Below are 24723 nucleotides of genomic sequence, written 5' to 3'. Positions count from 1 at the left end.
ACTGTTTTATTCATATTCTTGTAAAAATTGTAGTAGTTTTTCTTTTAATTCTGTTTCATCTAATAAATTATCTAACATAATTTTATTCTGATATGGAATTGAATCTGCTAAATCAGTACCACAAATAACTGCTAAAATTTGTTGATCAGTAGCATCAAAAGCATTCACATTAGTATGAGTTATTTCTAAGTGCGGTAAATTTAATTCTTGTACAATCTTTTTAATGTTCAATTCAATTAATGATGATGAACCTAATCCTTGTCCGCAAACAGCAACAAGTTAGTTTTAATAGGAAGCGGGTTTGTTTGGTAATGTTTTTTTTTTGTTCGTAAAAAAGTTATTAAATTAAGAAGTGGTAATATTAGTCACAGGATAACGGCAAGAACTGGTAACAATCATAAACTAACTTTTCGCTCAACTAACTGTCCTAACCCAGCAATTGGTAAACCTAAGAGAAAATCACTATCTCCTCATGTTAAACCGTTTAAACTACCATTAGCATTTGTTAATGTATGCATATATTTTAAACCAAAAAATAAGAATGGAATAAAAGTCATTAAAATCCCCATTTAGAAATGGACCAAAGATTGCTCCTCATACGCCTCCATACGCATCCCCAAAGACACCAGCGGTTGCTCCGACAAAAGAAATGCGGAACAATACTTGGAATCACAATTGCTCAGCCAATAAAACTATGATCTTGTCAATCAATTTGATGAACAATAATAATTGTAATTGCCATACCAATGATTCCGCCAAGAAATGAGGCAATAAAACCAATTAAGATCGCATTTTGGGCATATGGAAACATTGTTGGACAGTCTAACGCTGCATTTGCATTTGGTATTAACTTTTGAGAAATTCCTTTAAACGAAGGAACAATTTCGGCAATAAACATTCGAACCCCAATATAGTAATACTTCAACCCCAGCAGCAAAGACAAATGATTGTAATAATCCTTGGACAAAAACATCTTGACCAGTATTAAGAATGTTAGCATTAACTAAGGCATCATAGCCTTTCACACCCCATGCAGTAAAGTAAATAATTAAGTATAAGAAAAACATTGTTATTGCAATTGCAATATTAGTATTACGTAAGAAGCTTAATCCTTTTGGAAACTTAATTTCTTCTGTTGATTTAAGTGGTTTACGACTTATTTTTGCAATTACAATTCCAATTCAAGCAGAAAACAAGTATGATAATGATCCGGTATGGCCAACTGCTAAGGTATCGGATTTCGTAATTTTAATGACATATTTATTTAATAATGCTGGCGAAATAATCATTCATAGCGATACCAATAATGCACCAGTAATAACAATAATTGGTAAATCTTCAGCTAAATTTAACCCCACTAAATTTAAAACACTAGCAAACATTACTGATAAGTAAAATAAGACATGGCCAGTTAAATAAATATATTTATAAGTGGTAATCCGTGCTAATAAAATATTTAATAACATTGCACAAATCATAATTAATGATCCAGCTAACACAATTTTTGGTAAACTATTTAAAAATAACCCAGGAATAACATCATTATTAGCAATAATCCCATTAATCCCAAACAATAAATTAAAAGCATTTCCTAATTTACCAACTGCACCAGCTAAAATCCCAGCTCCCCCACCGATAATTAAAAACCCGTTCTTGCATTGTAATAAACAACCAACAAGAGCAAATAAACCAATCAAGATTGCTGGTGTGCCAATAAATTCTTTAAAGAAATTTAAAACATAATCGCCAGTTGTTAAAGATAAAAAACTCGACATTTTTTCCCTCCTTGCTAATTATCATCTTTGTAGTATTAAGATAACGAAGGTTTCTTCTAACATCTTACTTCTTTGCAATTTGTTTTCTTCTTTTTGGTAATAACTAGTAAAATTGTAAATTTTTTGCAAATTTATGCAAAAGTATTTCTAATGTTAATTATTTGGTAAAACAAAAACACATGTTAGATTAATAATCTAACATGTGTTACATTATTGGCAAAAGATATTAAATCCAATCTTATTTTGCACGTTTCATTGAATTCATCACCTTTTTAATATCTGCTTCCGACGGTTTGCGTCCCATTTGCATATACATTGCCCGAATTTGTTTTTCAGTAATTGGGGGATTATCACGTAATTGTTTTTGCACAATTTTTTTGGTAATTAAAAATCCTAAAACCCCACCAATAACTAAACAACCAATCCCAATAATAAGTCCTCCTCATCAAGGCATTCTTGTTGTCCTCCTTTTTTGTAATAAGTAATTATTAGCATAATTCCTATAATATTTTAACATATTTTTAAAAATAAGTCTTATTTTCCTGGTTTTTAAGAATCTGCTTTTCTTCGATTACATTTAACATGGACAACAATGATATTATTATTTGAATTTGTTCCACCTTGTGATTTAGGTATAATATGATCAATATTCCATTTGAATTTGCTGTTTCGTTGACTTTTTACACTTTCATAAGCACCATATATTATTGTATCACCACATAAATAACAAATTTTATGATTTTCTGCACAATCTTGAATATCACAATTGCAGTTCTCAGCATTATTTCATGCAATAATAGCTTTATCATCTAAATTCATAATTCATTAAACCTCCTTTTTTTCATAAAACTTAAGTTCACTGCTCATATTGATAAATTCTAGTAATAAACGGATTGTTGTTCCATTCCAGAATCTTTATCATAATCATTACCTCAAACTATACGCTCTGGGAATACATATTGTCCTGCTTCAAAACCTTCTGCCATAGACACTTGTTGAGCAGTTAACATCATCATTTCAGTAGCATCAATATATTCACTATCTGCTTCTAAAATCTTTTTAATTTGTAAAACAGCAACATCTCCAATTGCTTTTTCTGTTGCAGTATTACCACCAACTTGAAAAACTGTTGGTAATGCAATACTTGATTTTCCACCTACTTTTGCCATAGGTTATTATCCTCCTTATTACTGTCATGTTAAAAAAATATAATATTTTTTGCATTTTTAAATTATTAATTTCTAATAAAAACATTGCAAATTCATCAGTTGTACATTCTTTATCATAAAAATATTTCAATATATAATTTGAAATATTTTTTGCTCCATATTTTTCCACACTTATTACCTATTTAACATTTTAATTTATATATTAAACTTCGATTTTTTTACAAATTTTTTGCTGTTGTTTAAAAGATACTTTTGTTTTTCTATTCTTCTTCATCTTTGATTATTTGCTTGTATTTGCCTAATCAATGTTCTTTATCCACTCATAATTATAAATTATTTATTTCCTTTTCTTAAATCAATAATTTAATATCTTTTTCTAGTTATTTTCTTAATTTAATTATATATAAAAATATCCATAATCAAAAACAAAATAAATCTCTTCACTCAAAATAAAAAAAGGCAATAAAGAATATTACCTTTGCTATAGTTTTAATATTTCATAAAAATCATATTGTTAGTTATTGTTATATATTTATTATTTTAACTTAATCCCTAATTCATCCAACTGTTTGTCCTCAACTGGACTTGGCGAAGCTGTCATTGGATCAGTTCCTGTTGTATTCTTCGGAAAAGCAATCACATCCCGAATTGATTCACTATTCGTTAAAATCATTGCTAACCGATCAAGTCCAAATGCAATTCCGCCATGGGGTGGAACACCATAATTAAAAGCATTTAAAAATCAACCAAATTTGTTCTCAATTTCTTGGTTTGATAATTGTAATGATTTAAACATTCGGGTTTGAACTTTACTTTGGTGAATACGAATGCTTCCTCCCCCAATTTCATAACCATTTAAAACTAAGTCATAAGCATCAGCACGCGCAGTTGCCATTTTCTGCTCAAAATTATCAATAAATTCACTAGTTGACGCGGTAAAAGGATGATGAGCTGCTTCATAACGTTGATTTTCATCTGATCATTCATATAATGGTCAATTAACAATTCATAAGAAGTGATATTCATTCAATGGAATTAAAGCAAACATTTTAGCTAATGCTACTCGGACTGCTCCTAAAGCTTGGCAAGTAACTGCTTTTTCATCACTAACAAAGAAGAATGTTCCAGCTTGTTTATTACATTTTTGTAATAATTTTGCTTTTTCAGCATCACTAAGTACTTTTGCAAGTGGTCCTTCTCAATTATTCTTTTCTTGTTTAACTCATACTAACCCTTGTGCTTTATTTTGTTGGGCAATCCGCGTTAATTCTTCAACTTGTTTTTTGCTGACTAATTGGGGAAGAAAAATCCCTTTTAAACTCAACTCCTTTTTTAACGCTGTTGCAAAGACTCTAAATTCAGTTTTCGCAAAAATATCTTTTGCATCAAATAACTGTAAATCATAACGCGTATCTGGTTTATCAGTGCCATATTTTTCAATTGCTTCATTATAATCCATCCGAAGAAAGGGCGTTTTAATTTTAACTTTCATCACATCTTGCATAATTGTTTGAAATAATGTTTCAACAAAATGGATAATATCATCGCGCTCAACAAAACTCATTTCTAAATCTAATTGCGTAAATTCTGGTTGACGATCACTTCGTAAGTCTTCATCGCGAAAACACTTTGCAATTTGAAAATATTTATCAAATCCGGCTAACATTAATAACTGTTTAAACAATTGCGGTGATTGTGGTAACGCATAAAAATTATGGAGATTTAAACGCGAGGGAACTAAGAAATCACGGGCACCTTCTGGTGTTGATTTGTTTAAAATTGGTGTTTCAATATCAATAAATTGATGAGCATGGCAAAATTGCCGAATTGTTTGCACTAATTGATTTCGTAACATAATTTTTTGTTGCATTATTGGTCGACGTAAATCTAAATAACGATATTTCATTCGAACATCTTCTAACGCATCAGTGACATCATTAATAATTAATGGCAGCGTTTCGGCTTTTGATAAAATTGTGACTTGTTTAGCTGCAATTTCAATTGCCCCGGTTGGTAATTTTAAATTCTTACTTTTTCGTTCAATTACAACACCTTCAACACTAATAACAAATTCATTTCGAATTGTATTAATCATCGCATATTGGGGATGCACTGGTTGGACAACAACTTGTGCAATCCCTGTTCGATCACGTAAATCTAAGAAAATAATCCCCCCTAACCGACGATTCTTTGCCACTCAACCACTTAAAACAACCTTTGCTTTAACATTTTTTAATGTTAATTCACCACAAGTATGTGTTCTCTTCATTATTTCTTCTCCTTACTTAAAACTGTAATAATCTTGTCAAACTTAACTTCTTGTTCTTTTCCTGTTTGTTGGTTCTTAATTTTTACAACATTTTTTTTCAATTCTTCATCACCAATAATAATAGCATTCTTTGCTTTCAAACGCTCTAATGATTTAAACTGAGCTTTAACACTACGTGTTAAATAATTACAATCAACACGAAAACCACTTGCTCGAAGTAATAACAACAACGAAGCAGCAAAATAACGCGCATGATCAGATAAACAAATTAAATAAGCATCAAGATAAGCCTCATCAGCTAGGGCAATATCATTCGCAGCTAAAGTTAATAACAATCGTTCTAATCCTAAGGCAAAGCCTACCGCTGGATAATCTAAACTTGGTTCAAAGGTGTGCACTAATTGGTCATACCGTCCACCACCTAGTAAAGTTAATTCTCGTTCTACTTCCTCAATCACAATTTCAAAAACAACGCCAGTATAATAATCTAATCCTCGTACTAATTGTGCATCTAAGGTAAAAGGAATTCCTAATTTAGTTAACAACTTTTGAATTGCCACAAATTCTTCATTTTCTGTTGGGGTTAAATAATCATAAATCTTTGGTGCATTACTAAATTTATCATGATCAATTCTACAATCTAATACTCGTAATGGATTCTTTTGTACCCGAATTTGACAATCAGCACATAATGTTTGTTCTTGGAAGAAAGCTGTTAACACACCAAGATACTTTGTTCGTGCTGCACCAATTGTTAAATAATTTAGTTTTAATGTTAAGTTTGTTAATCCAAGTGTTTTTAATAAATTAAAACCAAGTAAAATAACTTCAACATCTAATAAATAATTCTTAGCTCCGACCACTTCAACTCCAAACTGATTAAATTGACGTAAACGACCATGTTGAGGTCGTTCATAACGAAACATATTCCCAAGGTAAAATAATTTTAATGGTAATTCATATTTCCCATATAGTTTATCTTCAATAATACTGCGAATAACAGGTGCGGTTCCTTCTGGACGTAAAACAAATGCTCGCTCTTTTTTATCTAATAATTCAAACATTTCTTTGCTAACAATATCGGTTTCTGCTCCTACTGAACGCACAAATAAATCTTTTGCTTCAAAAATTGGAGTTCTAATTTCATGATAGTTATATTGCATAGCAAGACTACGCAGCATTAATTCTAGGGCACTTAATTCACTTGCTTTTTCATAATAAAGATCTTCAGTTCCTCGTGGTTTTTGGATATTCATAACTTTCTTCCCTTCTAAATAAAAAACTAAAAGATTGTTTAGGAACGAAAAATCGCTGTGCCATCTTATTTCATTATCTTTTAGTTAATGCGCTTACTTGTCAAAATCTATTAAATTTTATCTTCATGTTGTCATCACGCTTTAAAATTCCAATAGTTTCCACCAGCCACTATTTCTCTGTTCAATTATTGTCAACAATAATTTCTTTCAATTAAAATTATACCTATTTTTTTAGAAAAGTAAAATAAATTAGCAATTTATCTTGTAAAAACCATTCATATTTAAGACCTGATAGACTTTTAAAAATATTTCTGGTTTTTATTCCCCTTAGTTAATTTTAAATCCCACGTTGATACAATTCACCTAATACTAATGTTTGTAACTCTTTAATTGTTATTTTTCTATCTTTTAGCATTATTTCTCTCCATCAAACTTGTTCTTTTGCGTTATATAATTTAAACGTAATTAATCATTCAATCAAAATAAATTGAATTTTTAAAATATTAATTATATATATCAAAATAAAATTTTATTATAATTAGATAAATATATTAATTCATTTTTTACTACTAATGTATATTTGAAATATTTATATGACCATATATAAGCAAATGCAAAAAAAAGTAAAAAAATATTTAATATTGTAAAAATTAATTGAATTATAAGCTTTCTTTTAGTTATTGGATTACAAACAAAACTACCGTTTAAATCTAAAAAATTATTACTTTGATTTTTTCTTATTTTTTTTAAACAAAACAAATCCAATAATATTTAAAGTTAATATATTATATATATTAAACAAAATTCTATTTTTTAATAAAAAAAAGATAAGAGGTAGAGTGCACCCATTTTAGTAAGTACTAATAAAAAGTATTTACTTTTTTTTAATTATATCTTTTTCTTTACGATTTGAATATCATGTATTTCATTTTATAACATCTTGTATATATTCTTCATGTGAATTATATATTTTATTATGGATTGTAGCTTTCTTAAGTAATGAATGAAAACTTTCTATAACAATATTATCTGCACAGTGGTAATTTTTTCCCATTGAAATTGTAATACCGTTAGATAAACATTTATCGTGATAAATAGTGGATGTATATTGATATCCGTGATCTGAGTGAATTATTATTCCATTCAGATCTTTTTTTATTAATTTTATTTTATTAATTGCATCATTTAAATTATCCATTACTAATTTATTGTCATTATATTTAGATCACTTTACATCAACTATTTCTTTAGTATATCCATCAATAATTGTTGATTGATAATATCTTTCTCCTTTTCAAATTAAATATGTTACATCAGTATATAGTACTGAAAACCTTGTTTTTATATCATTGAATTTACGATTAATTAAATCAGGATATTGCAATAAGCTTTTTTCTTTATTCTGTTTATATTTCATTTTTCTTCTCATTTTTCTTACATATTCAGATTGTATTTGATTATCACGCATAATTCTTAAAACTTTTTTTGAATTATATTTTATACCATAATCTTCCTTTAAATATTTAGTAATTCTTCGATAACCAAATTGTTTTAAATTTTCTTCATAGACTTTTACAATATCATTTATTGCTTTTTTATCTTTTTTGCTACTGTCATAATTTTTATATTTATCTCAATAACTACGTTTTAACCCTGTTACTTCTAGTAATAATTTGGTAGTCGGAAAAAAGTTGAGGTTTTATAAAAATTATAAATAAAGTAATTAAATACAAATTAAAGTAATCGCTTATTAGAGCGATTTTTTTATTTGCATTATTCATCAGATAGTATCTTTAAAATTAAAAATTAACCTATTTTTTCCCTACAAATTAGTTAATTTTTATAATTTCCTTTCTGTGATTTATTATATTTTTTCGGTTTAACAGCTAATAATATCATTTTTAATAAAGGTACTATCTGATGAATAATGCAATCTAAAACTTAATATTTTTTGATGCTTAAAGATGGATAACTCATCTATGGCACGAAGCCTTAAAGAAAGTGTGAAAGCGATTGGATTTACTACTCCTATTTATTTCTTTAATTCTCGGCAAGATTAATCACTTGCGAAATGTCAAAGCATGTGTTTTTTGGCTTGTTTTCATAAAAAAAGTGCTGTTAAACCGAAAAAAACAATATCGGACACTAAAAAAACAAGAGGGTTGGAACTCCAAAAGGTTATTTTCTTTATATAAAGTTGTGTAGGGATGGATGAAGCGTAATTAATAACTGGGTAAACTGTTTTTTGTTTATTTCCGTATGGGGGATAAACTCTATCAAAATATCCTATCCGCCCCCGCTCACTCCCCAAAGTGAAGCGGGCGGCGAAGTAATTAAATACTAAAATAAATTATTTACTAAATATCAAAATATTAACCAATAAAGGAATATTATGTTTTTTTACAGAAGGAAAAATATTTGATGAAAAAATGAAATAAAAAAATTAAAAATAAATTACAAGAATTAATGATACGAGCTTATCCAGTAACGGTAAATGATATTAATAATGAAATTTGAGCAACAAATAAAAAGAATTAAGGAGTATAGATAAAATGACAGAATATAAAAGCAAATATATTAATAAAACTTGAAATGAAATAACAACATCATTTGATTGAGTTAATTGTCAACCTATTAATTGTCGTATTTCACATCATAAAAAGCATTATGATTTGCAATGTTTAGAATGAGCCAAAATGTACTTAAATTTATTTAAAAACAAGTGAGATGTTATTGTTTCATATATGCAATATTATAAAATTAACGATATTTTAGATTTAGCATCCGATGGATGAAAAATATTACAAATTGACAAAAAAATAAAACAAATAAATTAAAATATATTATTGCAATTGACCCTGCTGGAGTTGGTCAAACTGGTATTATTATTTATAATGTTTTGCAAAAGAAAATAATTAATAATATTACTTTTAATTCCAAAAATGAAGAAGAAGCAATAAATAATATATATTTAATATTAAATCAATTTAAAAATAAAATTTGTTCTTATTTAAATAAAGTTGTTGTAATAATTGAAGATTATCAACTTCATAAAGGTTTAAAAATAAAAAATCCATTATCTACTCCTAAATTCATTGGTGGTTTAAAAGTTTTATGTAAATATCTATTTAATTTAAATTATGTTTTACAATCGCCAGTTGTTAAAAAAATTATATTTATAAAGGAAATATTAAAATGTCAGAGCACGAATTAGATGCTTGAAAACATTTACAATATTTTTTTAAAAAAGGAAGTGATAAATAATGACAATAACAGAATCAATTAAATTTAACAAACTTAAAGAAGAAAATGAAACACTTAAAAAAGAACTTGCTGAAAAAGATAAAGAAATATCTAAATTAAAACAAGATGTGGCAGATTTAGAATGTAATCAATATACTTTAGAAGCAAAACAATTATATAAAGAAGATTTTTACAAAAATCCATATTCAACAGGTTCTATCGATTGAATATTAGTTGACAGTTCAAAATATGACAAATTATCTAATAAGGATGTTAAATAATGTCTCAAACAAAAAGTAATTTACCTAAAAATTCTAATAACTGTAAACCTAAAATAAAAAATAAAAAAGTTAATAAGTTAGAATTAACTGTTAGATTACATGAAAATCCTATTAAAACAAAAATTAAGGCTCTTGTTGCTGGTGGTGTTGAAGTTGATGCTTGTTCGGCTAAATGTCAGTGAGAAGGATTAAATTACTCAACATTATCAATATATAACCCATCTGTTTTAACTGAGTTTTTGAAATTAAAAAAAGATGATGAGATAAAAATTAAAGGCTCAGTATTTAATCAGTTAAATATAAAAACTAAGCGCTATTTTTTGTCTTTTAGAGTAGATAGTTTTGAAATTATACAAAAAGCAATTAGAAAAAGAATAAATACAAATATTAAAAAATAGGAGGAAAAACAATGGCATTAAAAAATGTAAAATATGTTCTTATTGATGAAAATAATGAACCTATTAAAAATGAAGATGGTAGTTTAGATATTAAAACTGCTGAAATTATTTTAGAAAATACTGCTGAAGTTGAAGAATTTAATGCAAGTAATTTAGAAAATAATAATCAGCAAATCAACGAACTACAAACAAAAAATACTGAATTAACTTCACAAATTGAACAACAAACAATTCAATTAAAACAAATTGAAATAATTGACTTTATTAATTCTTTAACTGATAATGAAGAATTTAAAAATGTTTTATTAAAGTCTTATGATATTACTGATGATATTGAAATCATTAAAGCACAATTGCAAAGTGTTTATGATGAATTAATTAAGGTACAAATAGTTAATACTGGTGGCGTACCAAAATCAGAAAATAAAGAAAACAATATTTTAGATACAGACAATGTATTTAATAAATAAGAAAGAAGGTATAAAAAAATGGATCCAAAAACAATTTTTGGCGATATTGCTAATCAAGCAACACAAAGAGACCGAGAAACATTTGAACAATGATATTTACAAACTTATCAACAAAAATTTAGTTGAGAAGCACTATTTGCGTGAAAAGAAGCCAATAAGTTTGGTTTAACATATAAAAGAAAGAAAAATATTAAATACAATGAAGGTCTAGGAAACGAAGGACAAGTATTTAATACTGATGATAACCTACTAAAATATTCAACAGTGGAATTTGAAGATGGAATTGTTGAATTAGATACAATTTTAACTTTTGCTCGTAAATTAGATCCCATAGAAAGTGATTTTAATCCTAATCTTTGAGCAGCTGATATTGAACAAGCAATGGATACTGAAGTTGCTTATAAACGTAATAAAATTTTAGAAATTATTAATAAAGGAACAGTTACAACTATTCAAGGCAAAAAAGCAGATGATACAAATGCTTTACAAATTCATGATGAAATTATGGATAAAATATATGAAAACGGCTTTACTCCATCAGAAACAATTGTTTTAGGTTCGGCTGATTTTATTCGTGGAATTCGTAATAAATTACAGTTACAACTTGGAGCAAACGACCAAATAAATAGTGTAATCACAACAAGTGGAGCAATGAAAACTGTTGAAGGAACAACATACTATATGGTTCCTAAAAAATTACCAATTATTAATAAAGATGGTTCAGAAGGAACAATTGAATTATTACCAAATGGAGTTAATGCAATTGCCTTTAAGTTTAGCAAAAAATATGACCCTCTTATTTTACGCAAAAAAGACCATACTCCGTTAAGAGTTGGTGCTGCTGCGTTAGGTACTGGTATGGGTAATACTTTGATTATGGAAAGAGTTTTATATTTAGGTGGAGCAGTAGTTGAACCTAAGGGAATTATTAAACATATTGTTGCAAAAATTGATATTAGTAAAATTAATAAAATAGATAAACCAACTATACATGTTACAGACCCAACAAAAGCAACAGCCGAACAGTTAAAACCACAATTTAAAGATGTTGTTTTAAAAGCAGTAAAAGCAGTAAATAGTTCTTTAACTGAAAGTGATTTTGATTACTTTATTGAAAGTAAAGGTGAAGACTGACCAATTAATATTACAAATGATAAAACAGTTGCAGTTCAAATTGAAGGTAAAAACAACGCTACTGGTCAAACAAATCCGATTGATGTTAAAATTAAAAATTCTTAATAGTACTAAAAAATAGTACTTTTTCGTTTGATAAATGATATGCCAATTGGAACATCTAAAACAGCCCTTATTTATGCTGTTAAAAAAATCCAACTAGATTGTCAATCCAACAACAAGAAAAAAGTTTTGGTTTACAGTTATTAGAATTTTTAGGAATTCAAGTTTTAGCTCTTGGTTTATCAGTTTTAACTGGTGGTATTGCTTCGGCTGTTGGTCTTGGTGCGGGATTATCTAATTTTGCCGCAGCATTTATCTCGTTTGAAGTAGAAACAGCAACCGATTTTGCCGTAAATCAAATATACGATAAATTAACATTAGAAGTGACAGTAAAAAGTACTGCCTTAAATTTGCTACCAGCAATTGGTGGTATTGGAAAATTAACGCGTGCTGCTCGAACAACTAAAATTTTAAAATTAGCGAAAGAAACTAAACTACTTGAAAAATTAGGTGTAATAACTGCTAATAATTTAGAAGATGTTGTTAATGAAACTTTATTATATACAATTGGAAAATTAGCCCGAAATGATTTTTATAAGGGTTTTAAAGTTTCTAAATTAGAAACAATTAATAATTTATTAAAAATTGAAAAAAATATTCAAAAAATAAGTCCTACATTAGTTTAAAAAATACCACGCATAAATGAAATAAATGCTAATAAATGATTGTCTGAATATGGATTAAATATTGATAAAATAAGCAAAATTAATACTAATGAGTGATATAACATAATGACTAATCTTCATAAAAAAGGTGTTGGTAAAAACCTAATATTAAATGCTAATTTAATGCGGGGCAGTAAAATATATAATAATAAATTATTAAATATTTTTCATCAAACACCAATTAAATTAAATAAAATTTTAAATCATTTAAACCCAAATTTTTATATTCAAAAAGTAACTAAAAAATTATTAGCCCCAATTGAAAAACAAATAATTACTATTAAACAAAAAGTAATTAGTAAAATTACTGATAAAACTAAAAAAATATTATCTAAATTTGAAACTAAGGCTATTAAAAAAGGTCAATTATTACCTTTTGCTTATGGTTTTGATGTTTTTTTTTAGCAGTTAAAATTGTTTCATTATCAGTTGCGGGTGAAGTTGCTTTAACAATATATTATAAAAATCCTAAATATGCCCCTATTGTCGTTATGACAACTTTAATCAAAGCAGAACAGTTTGTTTTAGCTTCTGAACCGTTTAAATTCTATATGAACAGTGAATGGTTTATTGGTTGGGGATTTAAAAAAACAAGTTTGTTTAATTTAGTTTCTTTTGCCCCACTTGTTTATTAGCAAGTAGTAAAAGATAGTTTTAAAATATATCGGACAATTGCTAAGATATTAAAAATGCAAGAACAATTTAAAAATAACTTTAATAAAGATAAATTATTAAATACGCTAGAAGATAGTACGGTTACTAGTTTGTTAGGTAATGGACTAATATTTCAAGCATATAAACAACTCAGAACAAAACAAGATTTAAACAAAACAATTAAAACAAAAACATTACTAAATAGTAAAAAAATTATATTAAAGAAAATATATTTTAAAAAAGTAAATGATAAGGAGATGATTAAATGTTAAATGAATTATGACAAAATGTTACTTTGGAAAATTATAATAATTTTATTCCAATGACAGGTAAAATTACACAAGTTCCAGTTCGTTATAATAAGTTTTTTAAAGGTGATGTAGAATTATGATTTAAAACATTTGCTTTAAGAGCCCAAAATATGATTAATTCTTACTTAAACTATCCATTTTCAAAACTAAAGTTTGAAACATTTAAAGATCCATTATTAAAGAAAATTTGTATTAATATGGTGTTTATTACGATTGAGCATTGAACATTTAACCGCATTCCAATTGAATTTTTTACTTCGGCAAATATGAGTGTTGGTGATATTAATTATTCATCGCAAAATGACCCTATGATTACTTGACAAGGTCTATTGCCTACCTATGCAAAATCATTGGCTAATTTAACAACTTTAAAGAAAATGTTTCGTACTTTTCAAGAAGAAGGTATTGATTTAACAATGATTGATTTAGAAGCATATTATACTCAATTAGAAGTTGATGCTTTAATAGAAAAAGAAAAAACTAAGATTGACAATAAAACTATTGTTAAAAATAACAATAATGAAATAAATGTTCCCTTTGATAATGATACTATTTATGAAAAAAATGGTGTCTGAAAAGCAAAACAAAGTGGCGGTAGTGATATTAAAATTGATAATAAAACAATTATTAAAAATACTGCTGATTATATGATTATTGATAGTACAGTTGCGGGAATTGAAAGTACTGATGATACATTTGGTACTACTAAATATTTAGATAAATTTTATTTACAAAAAAAGATTTACCTAAAATATCAAATGATTGAAGAGTTGTTAATACTAGTGATTTTGTTCAAGATTCTAAAGGATATAAAATTAAAAATTTTAATAAGTCAGAATATTATTATCGTTTATGGTGTTATACAACGCTTGAGATAGAACTATATATAATTACGCATATAAACTTTAAAGGTCAATTAGCAAGTGAAATATCATATGGAAATAATCCAAGTCGTTGAATTACCATTCAATTATTTTCCGGCGGTGAGTTTAAATTATCATCAATATCAAATAGTGTCGAAATTAAAGGATTGTATATTAAAAGAAAAAAAGTAAGTTAGGAAGGAGACGATTTTATGTCAAAAGTAAATATTAAAGATGTAATTATGTTTTTGAAAATCTTTGGAGTTTCATCATTGTTTTTTATCGCCGGAATTATTATTTGTTTTATAGGAGAAAAAACATTAGGTATTTCTTGACCAGCATATGTTATTGTTTCAGCAATGCTTATCGGAGCTGGAATTATAGTTTTGATTATTGAAACAATTAGATTTATCAAAACACATAACAAAAAACAAAAAGAAGATACAAAATAAAGAGGTGATATAAATGGGATTATTACCAGCAAAAAAGAAATTAAAAAAAGAATATGATATTGATAGTTATTATCTTAATTTAGCATCAACGATTACTAATCGTAAAAATGTTACTGTTCAAAAACATAATGAGATTTTAGAAAAAAGAATTTGTGAAGATAATGCTAATTTTTTAAATCCGCGAGATTTAGAAATTAGCATTTATAATCCACTTACTAATCAAAAAATAGATACTAAATTAATTAATAGCTTTTAAAAAATGCAGGACTTTACCAATAAGAATTGATATAACGAATATAAAATTAATAAGAATGGTAAAGGTGCATATTTTATTTTTGCTAATAATTCAAAACTTAATTTTATTACTATTGATTTTTACAATGACCAATATGATGAATTAGGTAATTTAGTATCTTGCACTTTTGATTATGACCCTTATATTAAAAATGACCAGAATATTTTTATTACTGAAAAATTAGAGATTGATTCTGTAACTAAACAAGTTAAAGTTATTAGAAAGTTAAAAACACGATTATATAGTACTATTACCGACTTATATATTGATGATGTTAAATGAAATAACTATACAACTTTACAAAGAGAAGAAATATTGCCACTTAATTTTATTCCAATTGAAATAATTCCTAATAACCCTAATTTTGAGCCTTCTGCTCGTTATGGAAAACAATTTGCTAGTATTTTAGATATTATTGCTGAAAAGATAATGTTAGATCCATTATTAAATAGTGGTAAATTTACTATTAATACTAATGGAGTTACTGGTGTGGTTGACCAAGAAATTAGTAAAATGCTGGCATCATTTATTGAAAATGACTTGTTATTAGTTGAAGGAGACCCCGATAGTAATTTTCAACCAGTAGACTATATTGCTGGTAATTTTAAAGGTGAGCAATTAACAAAAATATATGATTGATTATTAACAAATTACTATAAAATAAATCGACATCATGTTCCCGCCATTGCTAAGGGAGCCCAACAAACTCAGGCAGAAGTTGCTGGTGTAAATATTCAAACAAACACATCATACGAACAAATGATATATATTAGAGAAATTAAATTAACTGAATTTATTATTAAGTTAATTAAATATGATAATGCTATTTTAAACAGTAGAACATTCAATATTAAAAATATTGACGAGTTAATTGTTGATGTTCGCTTACCAGTAAATGCTACTTTAAACAGACAATTAAAAAACAACGAAACTATTATCAATATGCCTAATGAAGAAGGAGAACAAGAATAATGTTAAAACCATCTGAAAAAATGTTATCACAATTAGCAGAAAATGATGAACCAATTGACTATTCAATTGATAGTATTCCGTTAGATTTTGCTAATCAATTGCAGTACAGCGACCCTGATTTAGAACAATTATTTACAGAAGCCCGTGCAAGAACCTTATATATTTATAAAATTAATAATCTTGTTAAGACAAAACAAAAACCAACCTTAAACTATTCTCAAAATAGCGTTAAAATAACTGACTTTAAATGAAAAAATCAGAATAGTATTCACTTAGTTTTACAAAAATCATTGCCAGAAGATACATTATTTACTGGGATTGAAATTAAATATCCTAAATCTATGTTATTTGGAAATATTAAGTGTTGAGGCAATGTTAATGGTGTTTATTCTTATCCACAGTCAATTATTCAAAACGCTAACTTAGTACCTTTATTATCAATGCCGATTGAAACAGAACCTAATTTAAGAATATTTCAGTATTGATTTACGGAAAGTTTTTTGCCTTGAAGTATTGCCAAAAACTATATTCAAGGAGAGGATATTTTAGATTTAATAGACAAAGATAGTTTAAAATTGGTTTTATTAAATTATTTAACATATCGTTATAATTATGATAGAAAATTTCAAGAAGCAAAATACGATGAAAAAGGTAATCCTACTAATAAAACGGCTGAATTACGTCAAAAATTCGAAGGACAAAAACCAGAAGATGTAATTGATGGTTTAATTGAAAATTGAAAATTAGATAATCCAACTCTTATTAGTGATAAGATTGTCAAAATATTTAAACAAATTATCTATATGTTGTCAAATTACGCATATAGCAAGTATACTATTAATAAAGGTTATAATGATGATGTTAAGTTAATTGCTCCATACTATTTTAAATTAATATCTAAACCTACAGAGATAGGAGAAGTTGGTTATTGAGAATTTAAAAATTGTGTAGTTGAATTAAATTCATCGTATTTTAATTTTACTAATAGTGGACCCGTTCCACCTGAACCAATAAATTATTGAAAAGAAGTTTATGCAAATGAAAAACCATTTAATGAAATTGAAAATAAGTGATATTTTGTTATATGACATGGTTTGTTTAATAATGAATGAAAAATTAGTATGTTTAATAATAATGCTATACAAATAAGAATTGATACCACTAGCGATTGATTAATGAAGAATTTTGGTGATTTACAAGTTGGATATGGTAAAAGTTGAAAAGATTGAACAAATTATCCAAATTATTTTAAATCAGTTTATCTTTGAAACAAAAATAATTATCCAAATACACCAATTATTGACCCTAAAACAGGGCAAATTACAGATTGAAATTTAAAACAACAAAGTATTGGTGAAAAAAACAAAGACAATAACAATAATGTAACTGTTAAAAACAAAGATATTTCAAAAAACCCCATTTATCAATTAGAAGCAAATTATTTTAATTGATTATCATTAACAAACGAATTAGAAACAAACAATATTCCTTCTTTAATTCCTGCTGAAATTAAATTGTCCGATGGAGAATATGGTAAGTATTTAACTAATTTAATTGTTTCTAATAACAAAATAGAAGATTATTTAAACTATTTTTCGCAATGATATATTTTACTTTATTCTAAAGCAGTTTGAATGAGCATGACTAAAAATTTAGTTGAATATAATATTAAAATAACTTTTGATGAAAAATTATTTAATTTAAATCAAATTGAAATATCTGGTATTTGAGGTTATGGAAATTATGATATTACAATTCATACAGAAAAAGAGCAAATTAATATTAATAATTTAGAATTATTTAATAAGAACAATGAAAAACTATCCTTAATTACATTAGAAATATAAAAAGTCAGTTTAATAACTGACTTTTTATTATTCATTAACTTTTATATTCCCATCATTATCAACAATTAAATTAAAGGCTGGCTTATTTAATAAATTTCAAAGATAAACTGATTTAAAATAATTTGGATAATTTGTTCAATCTTTTCAACTTTTACCATATCCAACTTGTAAATCACCAAAATTCTTCATTAATCAATCGCTAGTGGTATCAATTCTTATTTGTATAGCATTATTATTAAACATACTAATTTTTCATTCATTATTAAACAAACCATGTCATATAACAAAATATCACTTATTTTCAATTTCATTAAATGGTTTTTCTTGTGGTGCTATTCATTCTAAAATACCGTCTTTTGTATTTATATTATTTTTTTCTTTTAAATCTGTTAATTCTTTTTCAGTATAAGTATATTGTGATGTGTTACAAGCAACTAAACTTGTTGTACTTGTTCCAATTAAAGTTATTATTCCTAAAAGATTTAATATTTTTTTATACTATGTTTATAATTAATTTTTTATAACCCTACGCCCATTGTGTTATCTTTAAATGTTTCATTTTGTTCATATGAATTTAATGGAATAGCTTCTCCAATTTCAGTCTGATGCATAATTATTTCTTTTTGACTTTTAATATCATAAGAAAATTTTATGCTATTATCATTATTTATTATAATTTTTGAAGGTAAAATATTATTTTCTAGTAAGCTAGACATAGCATCTTTTATTGAAATAGAAACTGTTGTTCTATTATTGTTTTTATCAAGGAAATCGGCACTAACCATACCTTGAACTTTTTGATAATAACTTAAAATAAGTACTATATTATTCTTTCAGGCATTAACAGAAATTGAAATTTTACTATGTGGTGGTATTTTTACTGGTTGAGAAGGGACATTTATTGTCATAGTTTCAGTAGTTGTTTTAATTTCTGTATTAGAAGAATTTGTAACTTCTCCTATAGTATAATTTTTTGATCCCCCTCATGTTTTACCCGCTCCAACTTCAACCGAAACTTCAAGTTTTGCACCAAAAACAAGTGGAACACCAGCATTACTACTAGTTTTTACTGTAACTTTACCATTTACATTTCAATTTCAATTTTCAGTATTTGATGTTAATTCTGATTTAGAAAATCCATTCATTTTTTGAAATGTATTTGTTTCTGTTAATTGTTTAGAACAAGAAACTGTATTTTGTGTTTGTTCGATACTACTATTATTTATAAATGTTGAGTCAGAATCTTTACAAAAATCATTAATATCTTGTTCTAAGTTAGATGATTTATTTTTTTGTGTTTGTTTTAAAGTAACATCAGATAATGTTAAATTTTCTAAATTAATATTGTAAATTTTTTTAATTTCATAACTAGGATTTTGTTTTTTATAGTATAAATATAATCCTCTTTTTATTTGTTCTTGAATATTAATGATTTCAGATTCAATTAATTCTAAAGGATCATATTCATAAACATTATTATCATCTGAACCAATATATAATTTATTATTTAACACAACTCCTGAAGATCAAATGACTCCACCTGCAGTAATAACAACCTGTGAAATTCCAGAGTAATATTTTGTTTATTATTTTGTCTTTTATTTCTAATTATCAAATTTTCTAAATTATTTTCTTTTTGTTGATAAGAACTAGCGGCAACCGTTGTTGGTACAGCAGTTCCACTAATTGTTAATACACTTAATAAACTTAAAAGTTTTTTCATTTTATATAATTTCCTTTCTTTCATCTTGAAACTTTATATATATATATATGCAAGTCAAGCATTTTTAAATATGTTTTAAAAAGGAGATTGTTTAGAATGATTGTTATTGTAATTATATTTTATTACTAATCTGGGCTCGCGGTTATTTTCATAAGTTTGTGAAAAATGCCTTAAAGTTTAAAAAAACTTTTGCCGCGCTTTTCAAAATACTTGGGAAAAATTCTAAGCGTTAAGCGAAGAATTTTATAAAGGTTCCCAAATTTGTTTGAAAGAACCTCAAAATCTTTTTTAACTTGTAAGTCATTTTATCACAAAAATTTAAGAAAATCAACCGCTCGCCCAAAATTTCAAAAAACTATATAATTAACTTTGTATATAAAAGAAAGGATTTTTTAAAATGGATAAAACAAAGCATCATTTTACTTTTAAAGAAAGAGTAATGTTAAAAGATTTATTAGAACTTGATTCTTTAAAAAGAACAAATGGTCAACCCAATATATCTAAAATAGTAAAAATATTGCATAAAAATCGCAATACAATTAGACGAGAAATAAAAAGGTTAAAAGATAATGAATATGACGCTAAATTAGCACACGAAGATTATTTACAAAAATGACAAAAATGTTTTAAAAAATCATCATTATTGCTAAATATTTTAGAATGACTAGATGAAAAATATAACAAATTTCATGATTCACCAGAACAAATCTGTAAAAAATATGAAAAAGAGTTTGGTATTAAATTTCCAGTATGTTTTAAAACTTTATATAAATATATTCATTTGGGATTTTTAAATTTCAAAAAATATAATTTGTATTTTCATGGTAGAAAATATAAAACAAAAAATAGGATTGATAATCGCGGTAAAATAAGAAATTTTAGAACTATTGAAGAAACAAAACATGATAAATATGAATTTGGTTGATTTCAAATGGACACTATGGTTGGTAAAAATAATAGTGTTTGTTTAGTTTTAATCGAAAAATTAACGCAATTTAAAATCATTGAACCATTAAAAGAAAAAACAACAAAAGAAGTTACAAACGCATTAAAACGAATTTTTTTAACAGATTTTTAAAAGATAGATGAAAAGGAATAATAACAGATCAAGGCAAAGAATTTGCTGATTGAGAAAAAATTGAAAAAATAACAACTGCTAAAGTATATTTTTGTGATGCTGGAACTCCAACTCAAAAACCCAAAGTTGAAAGAGCAATTCGTGATTTTAGACATTGATTTTCCAAAGGAATTGATTTAAGTATTTATTCAAGAAATTATTATCAAGAAGTTGCTAATATAATAAACTCTAAACTTAAAAAATCTTTACATTGACTATCTTTAAAAGAAGTTTTTATACAAATGTTTAATTTTTAATATAATTACCTATAAAAATTTTAATCATTTTATTTTTCAGTGTGCCAAAATTCATAAATTTAAAACAAAACTACTAAATTTTTTTAAAATAAATTATATTGAACATTTATTTTATTGGTGTTATAATAAAATTAAGTAGAGTGCTACACTTCATAATACAATTTACAATCCAAAATATTTTTAAATGTTGAAAATGAAAATGTTTTATTCCCATATCCCAAACAAGATTTTACAACTCTTGAAACATCACTTTCAGCAGATACGCCAATATTTCACTCTTTATTTTGATTTAAAATACCATTTTTTAAATTAATAAAATACCTTAATTTAATTCTTTCATTCTGTAGTGATTTAAAAAAAGTTATAAATTCGTCGTATTTTCCTTGTAAAAATAATTCCTTTGCGTGTAAATAATTTTTAAAGGATTCTTTACTACGATTACCACAATATATATTATTCTTTAATTCTCTTATTGCATGAAATCTATCAAATATAAACATACCATCTAAAATTTTAGCAGTTTTTTTAATTCATTTAGCACTATCCCCACCAATAATTAATTTAATATTTTCATAATTTTTAAAAAATTTTTGAATTTGTTTTTTAATAAATAAATCATTAAATTCTGCTCCTCGAGTTTTCTTATTAAGAAAAAAATAACAATATTTTTTATTTAAAGATTTATTATTTTCTTTTCCAGTATTAAATGAAATTATTCTAACAGTTTGCAAATAAGATTTATTATTTTTATTTTTATATAAATTTTCTCAATTTTTTAAATCTATTTTTTTATCTTTTCTTTTTATTAATGCTTTTCGTAAAATACGCGAAACAGATGAAAAATGCAATTTACAATTAAACATATCTAATATATTACTATATCTTTTATTTTTTACTATTTCATCAATTATTTTTAATTTTAAATCATTAATTATTCTTTGTCATTTTTCAACTCCAAATTGTTTATCAACAAGAGGAACATATTTTCACTTACCCTTATAAAGATATTTGTAAATTCTTCTCTTATAAATTAATATTCCAAATTCTGTTTTAATTTTTCTAGTTTTTATTTCTTTTACAAAATATTTTATTTTATCTCGTTTTTTTAAAATTATATTATCAATTCTTTCTATCTTTTCTTTTAACTGATTTAAAGCATTTTCATAAATATTTGCACTAAATTTATTAAAATTAAACATTTTATTATTTCCTTTCTTTATAGATATAATCCACAACAACAACCAGAAAATAGTAATTGAAAATTAATTAATTATAATAATTTAGAAAATGAATTTAAAAAACAAAATATTAAATGATATATATTAAAATATAAAAATCAAATAATTTTAAAAGAAAAATATACTCAAAAAGATAAAATTAGAATTAATAATTTTGAAAACTATAAAATGATAAAATTTGGAAAAAGAATGATACAACAATTTAATAATAAACCAATAGAATTAATATTTTATCGTTGAGATGGAGTTAATGAACCACAAACACCCGAAATTGATAAGGATACTGGCAAAATTACAGATTGAAAATAATAAAAGGACTTTATTAGTCCTTTTTATATTAATCGTACAAATTTCATAAAAATAATATTATATAATGCTGGACTAAATTTTCATACCTCAAATGTTTGATTAAAAAAACTATATATTGTTTCAAAAATTTTTCCAACTCCACTCGCTAATTCATTAACTTGTTTTACACCCGGAATATTATTAACAATTCAAATTGCCGCATTACGAATATGACATGCTAAGTTATATCAACTACAACTTTCATATTGTGCTTGTCATCATTGACCATCGGGAAATAATCCACCATTATTTATTTCTTGTCAGTTATAAATACCAAAATTAAAATCATAATAACAATACATATCATTTTCTTTTTGTGCTTGTAATTCAAAAACATTATAACCAATTTTTTGTTCTTCAATTTTTTTATATTTTAAACCATATTTATCTTTTAAAGCACCTTCAAAAACATAACCTTCATTTTGATTAATATTATAATCATTTGAAACTGAAAAAACACAGTTAAACACATTACCATAATTTGTATTATAAAACCGATTTTTAAACGCTGAATACAATTTAATATCTAATTGTTTGTATTTATCAGAAAAATAAAAATAACGTGGATAAATTTTAAAACCATTATTCGCTAATAAACCATATTTTTTATTATATCCTTGCACATAAGTATTATTTTCTAAATCAAAAATTGTTCGTAAATAATCTTTATAAAAATTTTGAGAAACCGTAAACATACTATTTAATAATTTTTCAAATTGAGTTTTATTAATATTGCTTTCCTCAATTAATACATCTGTAAAATTAACTAATTTTAAACCAAAAAAGTTAATTAAAACCGTATCATATTGTAAATTATCAATATATCCACTTTCAATAAAATTACTACGATTTTGAAATACTGGAACTAAAGCATGAGCAAAAAATGCTTTTAAAAATTTATTAATATCAATTTGACCTTTCATCTGTTCAAAAATCTCTTTACCAGTATTAGGAGTATTATCCTGATAATAATTATATGTTTCAGCACTAAAATTAAATGTATTTTCCTTATTTTTCATAAAAGAAAATAAAAAACCTAAATCATCAGTATACCGATAATTATTATAATCATATCCATTTCAATATTGTTTAAGATGTGTTAACTCTAAACTCCCAGCAATAATATTTTTTCGTTCATAAATCGTTAAAATCATTCGATAAATTGATTTTTTAGTTAAAATAGTACCAATACTAGACTTATTCAAATTATTAATAATTTCAAAATCAAAAATAATTCTTTGACTACCTAAATTTAGATCATCATAATCTAAATTACCACCTTGTTGAACTCGAATATTTTCTTGCACAATAGCATTAATATATTTTTAAAAAAAGAACGAGTATTTTGATAATTAGTATCAGTCCAAAAAAACACTACCAGTATCTGTATCAATTTCGGGTGTTTGTGGTTCATTAACTCCATCTCAACGATAAAATATTAATTCTATTTGTTGTATCATTCTTTTTCCAAATTTTATCATTTTATAGTTTTCAAAATTATTAATTCTAATTTTATCTTTTTGAGTATATTTTTCTTTTAAAATTATTTGATTTTTATATTTTAATATATATCATTTATTATTTTGTTTTTTAAATTCATTTTCTAAATTATTATAACTAATTAATTTTCAATTTTTAAACTTTAAATTAACTTGTTGCAAATTATCAACACTTTTTTCTAATTTATTTATAATTTCAACAGTATTAAAATATTTTGCAAATGAATACGAAAAATTTGTTAATTCTTTTAAAAATTGTTTTTTATCAACATGTATAGTGTAAATGCAATTAGTTATTTCCTACTCTTATTAATTAAAATAATAGCACTTAAAAATAAGTTTGCAAGTATTTTTAAATTATTTTTTAAATTTATTTAAAATTAGT

The 24723-nt window shown here is 25.3% G+C and carries 27 protein-coding genes and 3 pseudogenes; 17 read left to right on the top strand and 13 right to left on the bottom strand.

Going from position 1 to position 24723, the window contains the following annotated elements:
- Positions 1 to 6: 6 nt before the first annotated feature.
- The 8 genes and pseudogenes from AACL22_RS13980 to AACL22_RS13295 form a co-directional block, all read right to left on the bottom strand.
- Positions 7 to 1775: pseudogene (locus AACL22_RS13980) on the bottom strand (PTS sugar transporter subunit IIC).
- 238 nt (positions 1776 to 2013) lie between these two features.
- Positions 2014 to 2229, bottom strand: coding sequence for a YneF family protein (locus AACL22_RS13325; RefSeq protein ID WP_114564239.1), 216 nt, complete (start codon positions 2227 to 2229; stop codon positions 2014 to 2016).
- Between the two features lie 95 nt (positions 2230 to 2324).
- Complete coding sequence (locus AACL22_RS13320) at positions 2325 to 2594, bottom strand: HNH endonuclease (RefSeq protein ID WP_338992885.1); 270 nt, start codon at positions 2592 to 2594, stop codon at positions 2325 to 2327.
- A gap of 59 nt (positions 2595 to 2653) precedes the next feature.
- A complete protein-coding gene (locus AACL22_RS13315; protein WP_338992884.1) occupies positions 2654 to 2944 on the bottom strand; it encodes a hypothetical protein in 291 nt (96 codons plus the stop codon).
- 535 nt (positions 2945 to 3479) lie between these two features.
- Positions 3480 to 5213, bottom strand: coding sequence for an aspartate--tRNA ligase (gene aspS, locus AACL22_RS13310; RefSeq protein ID WP_338992882.1), 1734 nt, complete (start codon positions 5211 to 5213; stop codon positions 3480 to 3482).
- Entirely contained in the window at positions 5213 to 6469 is a 1257-nt protein-coding gene (gene hisS / locus AACL22_RS13305; protein ID WP_338992880.1) for a histidine--tRNA ligase, read from the bottom strand. The genes aspS and hisS overlap by 1 nt, the downstream gene beginning before the upstream one ends.
- Before the next feature lie 337 nt (positions 6470 to 6806).
- The gene (locus AACL22_RS13300; protein ID WP_338992879.1) at positions 6807 to 6950 is read right to left on the bottom strand and encodes a hypothetical protein; all 144 of its coding nucleotides are present in this window, start codon (positions 6948 to 6950) and stop codon (positions 6807 to 6809) included.
- A 393-nt stretch (positions 6951 to 7343) separates the two neighbouring features.
- A complete protein-coding gene (locus AACL22_RS13295; RefSeq protein WP_338992935.1) occupies positions 7344 to 8057 on the bottom strand; it encodes an IS3 family transposase in 714 nt (237 codons plus the stop codon).
- Between the two features lie 964 nt (positions 8058 to 9021).
- Here AACL22_RS13295 and AACL22_RS13290 point away from each other — a divergent pair.
- The 15 genes from AACL22_RS13290 to AACL22_RS13220 all read left to right on the top strand — a co-directional run bounded on the left by AACL22_RS13290 (position 9022) and on the right by AACL22_RS13220 (position 18156).
- Positions 9022 to 9306, top strand: a complete 285-nt coding sequence (locus tag AACL22_RS13290; RefSeq protein WP_338992878.1) for a hypothetical protein — start codon at positions 9022 to 9024, stop codon at positions 9304 to 9306.
- The gene (locus AACL22_RS13285) at positions 9261 to 9683 is read left to right on the top strand and encodes a hypothetical protein (protein WP_338989306.1); all 423 of its coding nucleotides are present in this window, start codon (positions 9261 to 9263) and stop codon (positions 9681 to 9683) included. The genes AACL22_RS13290 and AACL22_RS13285 overlap by 46 nt, the downstream gene beginning before the upstream one ends.
- 49 nt (positions 9684 to 9732) lie before the next feature.
- Positions 9733 to 9993 carry a hypothetical protein gene (locus tag AACL22_RS13280; RefSeq protein WP_338992877.1) on the top strand — a complete coding sequence of 87 codons (261 nt, stop codon included), beginning with the start codon at positions 9733 to 9735 and terminating at the stop codon, positions 9991 to 9993.
- Positions 9993 to 10391, top strand: coding sequence for a hypothetical protein (locus tag AACL22_RS13275; RefSeq protein ID WP_338989310.1), 399 nt, complete (start codon positions 9993 to 9995; stop codon positions 10389 to 10391). The genes AACL22_RS13280 and AACL22_RS13275 overlap by 1 nt, the downstream gene beginning before the upstream one ends.
- Before the next feature lie 11 nt (positions 10392 to 10402).
- Positions 10403 to 10861, top strand: a complete 459-nt coding sequence (locus AACL22_RS13270) for a hypothetical protein (RefSeq protein WP_338992876.1) — start codon at positions 10403 to 10405, stop codon at positions 10859 to 10861.
- Positions 10862 to 10879: 18 nt separating this feature from the next.
- On the top strand, positions 10880 to 12100 hold the full coding sequence (locus AACL22_RS13265) for a hypothetical protein (protein ID WP_338992875.1): 1221 nt from the start codon (positions 10880 to 10882) through the stop codon (positions 12098 to 12100).
- A 98-nt stretch (positions 12101 to 12198) separates the two neighbouring features.
- A complete protein-coding gene (locus AACL22_RS13260; protein WP_338992873.1) occupies positions 12199 to 12723 on the top strand; it encodes a hypothetical protein in 525 nt (174 codons plus the stop codon).
- A gap of 39 nt (positions 12724 to 12762) precedes the next feature.
- Positions 12763 to 13167: a hypothetical protein gene (locus AACL22_RS13255; protein ID WP_338992871.1), complete on the top strand. Its 405-nt coding sequence runs from the start codon at positions 12763 to 12765 to the stop codon at positions 13165 to 13167.
- Between the two features lie 86 nt (positions 13168 to 13253).
- Positions 13254 to 13397: a hypothetical protein gene (locus AACL22_RS13250; RefSeq protein ID WP_338992869.1), complete on the top strand. Its 144-nt coding sequence runs from the start codon at positions 13254 to 13256 to the stop codon at positions 13395 to 13397.
- 54 nt (positions 13398 to 13451) lie between these two features.
- Positions 13452 to 13688 (top strand): hypothetical protein, encoded by a 237-nt coding sequence (locus AACL22_RS13245; protein ID WP_338992868.1) that lies wholly within the window; start codon positions 13452 to 13454, stop codon positions 13686 to 13688.
- Positions 13682 to 14605, top strand: coding sequence for a hypothetical protein (locus tag AACL22_RS13240; RefSeq protein ID WP_338992867.1), 924 nt, complete (start codon positions 13682 to 13684; stop codon positions 14603 to 14605). Before AACL22_RS13245 ends, AACL22_RS13240 begins: the two co-directional genes overlap by 7 nt.
- Positions 14606 to 14802: 197 nt before the next feature.
- Entirely contained in the window at positions 14803 to 15042 is a 240-nt protein-coding gene (locus tag AACL22_RS13235) for a hypothetical protein (protein WP_338992866.1), read from the top strand.
- A 13-nt stretch (positions 15043 to 15055) separates the two neighbouring features.
- Positions 15056 to 15298, top strand: coding sequence for a hypothetical protein (locus AACL22_RS13230; protein ID WP_338992864.1), 243 nt, complete (start codon positions 15056 to 15058; stop codon positions 15296 to 15298).
- A 3-nt stretch (positions 15299 to 15301) separates the two neighbouring features.
- Positions 15302 to 16309 (top strand): hypothetical protein, encoded by a 1008-nt coding sequence (locus AACL22_RS13225; protein WP_338992862.1) that lies wholly within the window; start codon positions 15302 to 15304, stop codon positions 16307 to 16309.
- The gene (locus AACL22_RS13220) at positions 16309 to 18156 is read left to right on the top strand and encodes a hypothetical protein (protein WP_338992860.1); all 1848 of its coding nucleotides are present in this window, start codon (positions 16309 to 16311) and stop codon (positions 18154 to 18156) included. The genes AACL22_RS13225 and AACL22_RS13220 overlap by 1 nt, the downstream gene beginning before the upstream one ends.
- A 27-nt stretch (positions 18157 to 18183) precedes the next feature.
- Here AACL22_RS13220 and AACL22_RS13215 read toward each other — a convergent pair whose 3' ends face one another.
- From AACL22_RS13215 to AACL22_RS13205, 3 genes are all read right to left on the bottom strand, one after another.
- Positions 18184 to 18426, bottom strand: coding sequence for a hypothetical protein (locus AACL22_RS13215; RefSeq protein WP_338992858.1), 243 nt, complete (start codon positions 18424 to 18426; stop codon positions 18184 to 18186).
- 248 nt (positions 18427 to 18674) lie between these two features.
- On the bottom strand, positions 18675 to 19670 hold the full coding sequence (locus tag AACL22_RS13210; protein WP_338992857.1) for an ETX/MTX2 family pore-forming toxin: 996 nt from the start codon (positions 19668 to 19670) through the stop codon (positions 18675 to 18677).
- Entirely contained in the window at positions 19664 to 19879 is a 216-nt protein-coding gene (locus AACL22_RS13205; RefSeq protein WP_338992856.1) for a hypothetical protein, read from the bottom strand. Before AACL22_RS13205 ends, AACL22_RS13210 begins: the two co-directional genes overlap by 7 nt.
- A gap of 397 nt (positions 19880 to 20276) precedes the next feature.
- On the opposite strand from AACL22_RS13205, the pseudogene AACL22_RS13200 reads away from it, so the two are divergent.
- Positions 20277 to 21253: pseudogene (locus AACL22_RS13200) on the top strand (IS30 family transposase).
- Between the two features lie 143 nt (positions 21254 to 21396).
- Here the strand turns inward: AACL22_RS13200 and AACL22_RS13195 are convergent.
- A complete protein-coding gene (locus AACL22_RS13195; protein WP_338992850.1) occupies positions 21397 to 22452 on the bottom strand; it encodes an Mbov_0401 family ICE element transposase-like protein in 1056 nt (351 codons plus the stop codon).
- A gap of 207 nt (positions 22453 to 22659) precedes the next feature.
- Between AACL22_RS13195 and AACL22_RS13190 the strand changes: the two genes are divergently transcribed.
- Entirely contained in the window at positions 22660 to 22800 is a 141-nt protein-coding gene (locus AACL22_RS13190) for a hypothetical protein (protein WP_338992849.1), read from the top strand.
- Positions 22801 to 22823: 23 nt separating this feature from the next.
- Here AACL22_RS13190 and AACL22_RS13185 read toward each other — a convergent pair.
- A pseudogene (locus AACL22_RS13185) lies at positions 22824 to 24608 on the bottom strand (spiroplasma phage ORF1-like family protein); the annotation flags it as partial.
- Positions 24609 to 24723: the final 115 nt, after the last annotated feature.

It is taken from the genome of Spiroplasma endosymbiont of Seladonia tumulorum (assembly GCF_964020235.1).
In the GTDB taxonomy this organism is placed as follows: Bacteria; Bacillota_I; Bacilli_A; order Mycoplasmatales; family Mycoplasmataceae; genus Spiroplasma.
The sequence above is the reverse complement of the archived record's forward strand: the minus strand, read 5'-3'. Positions and strand labels throughout refer to the sequence as shown.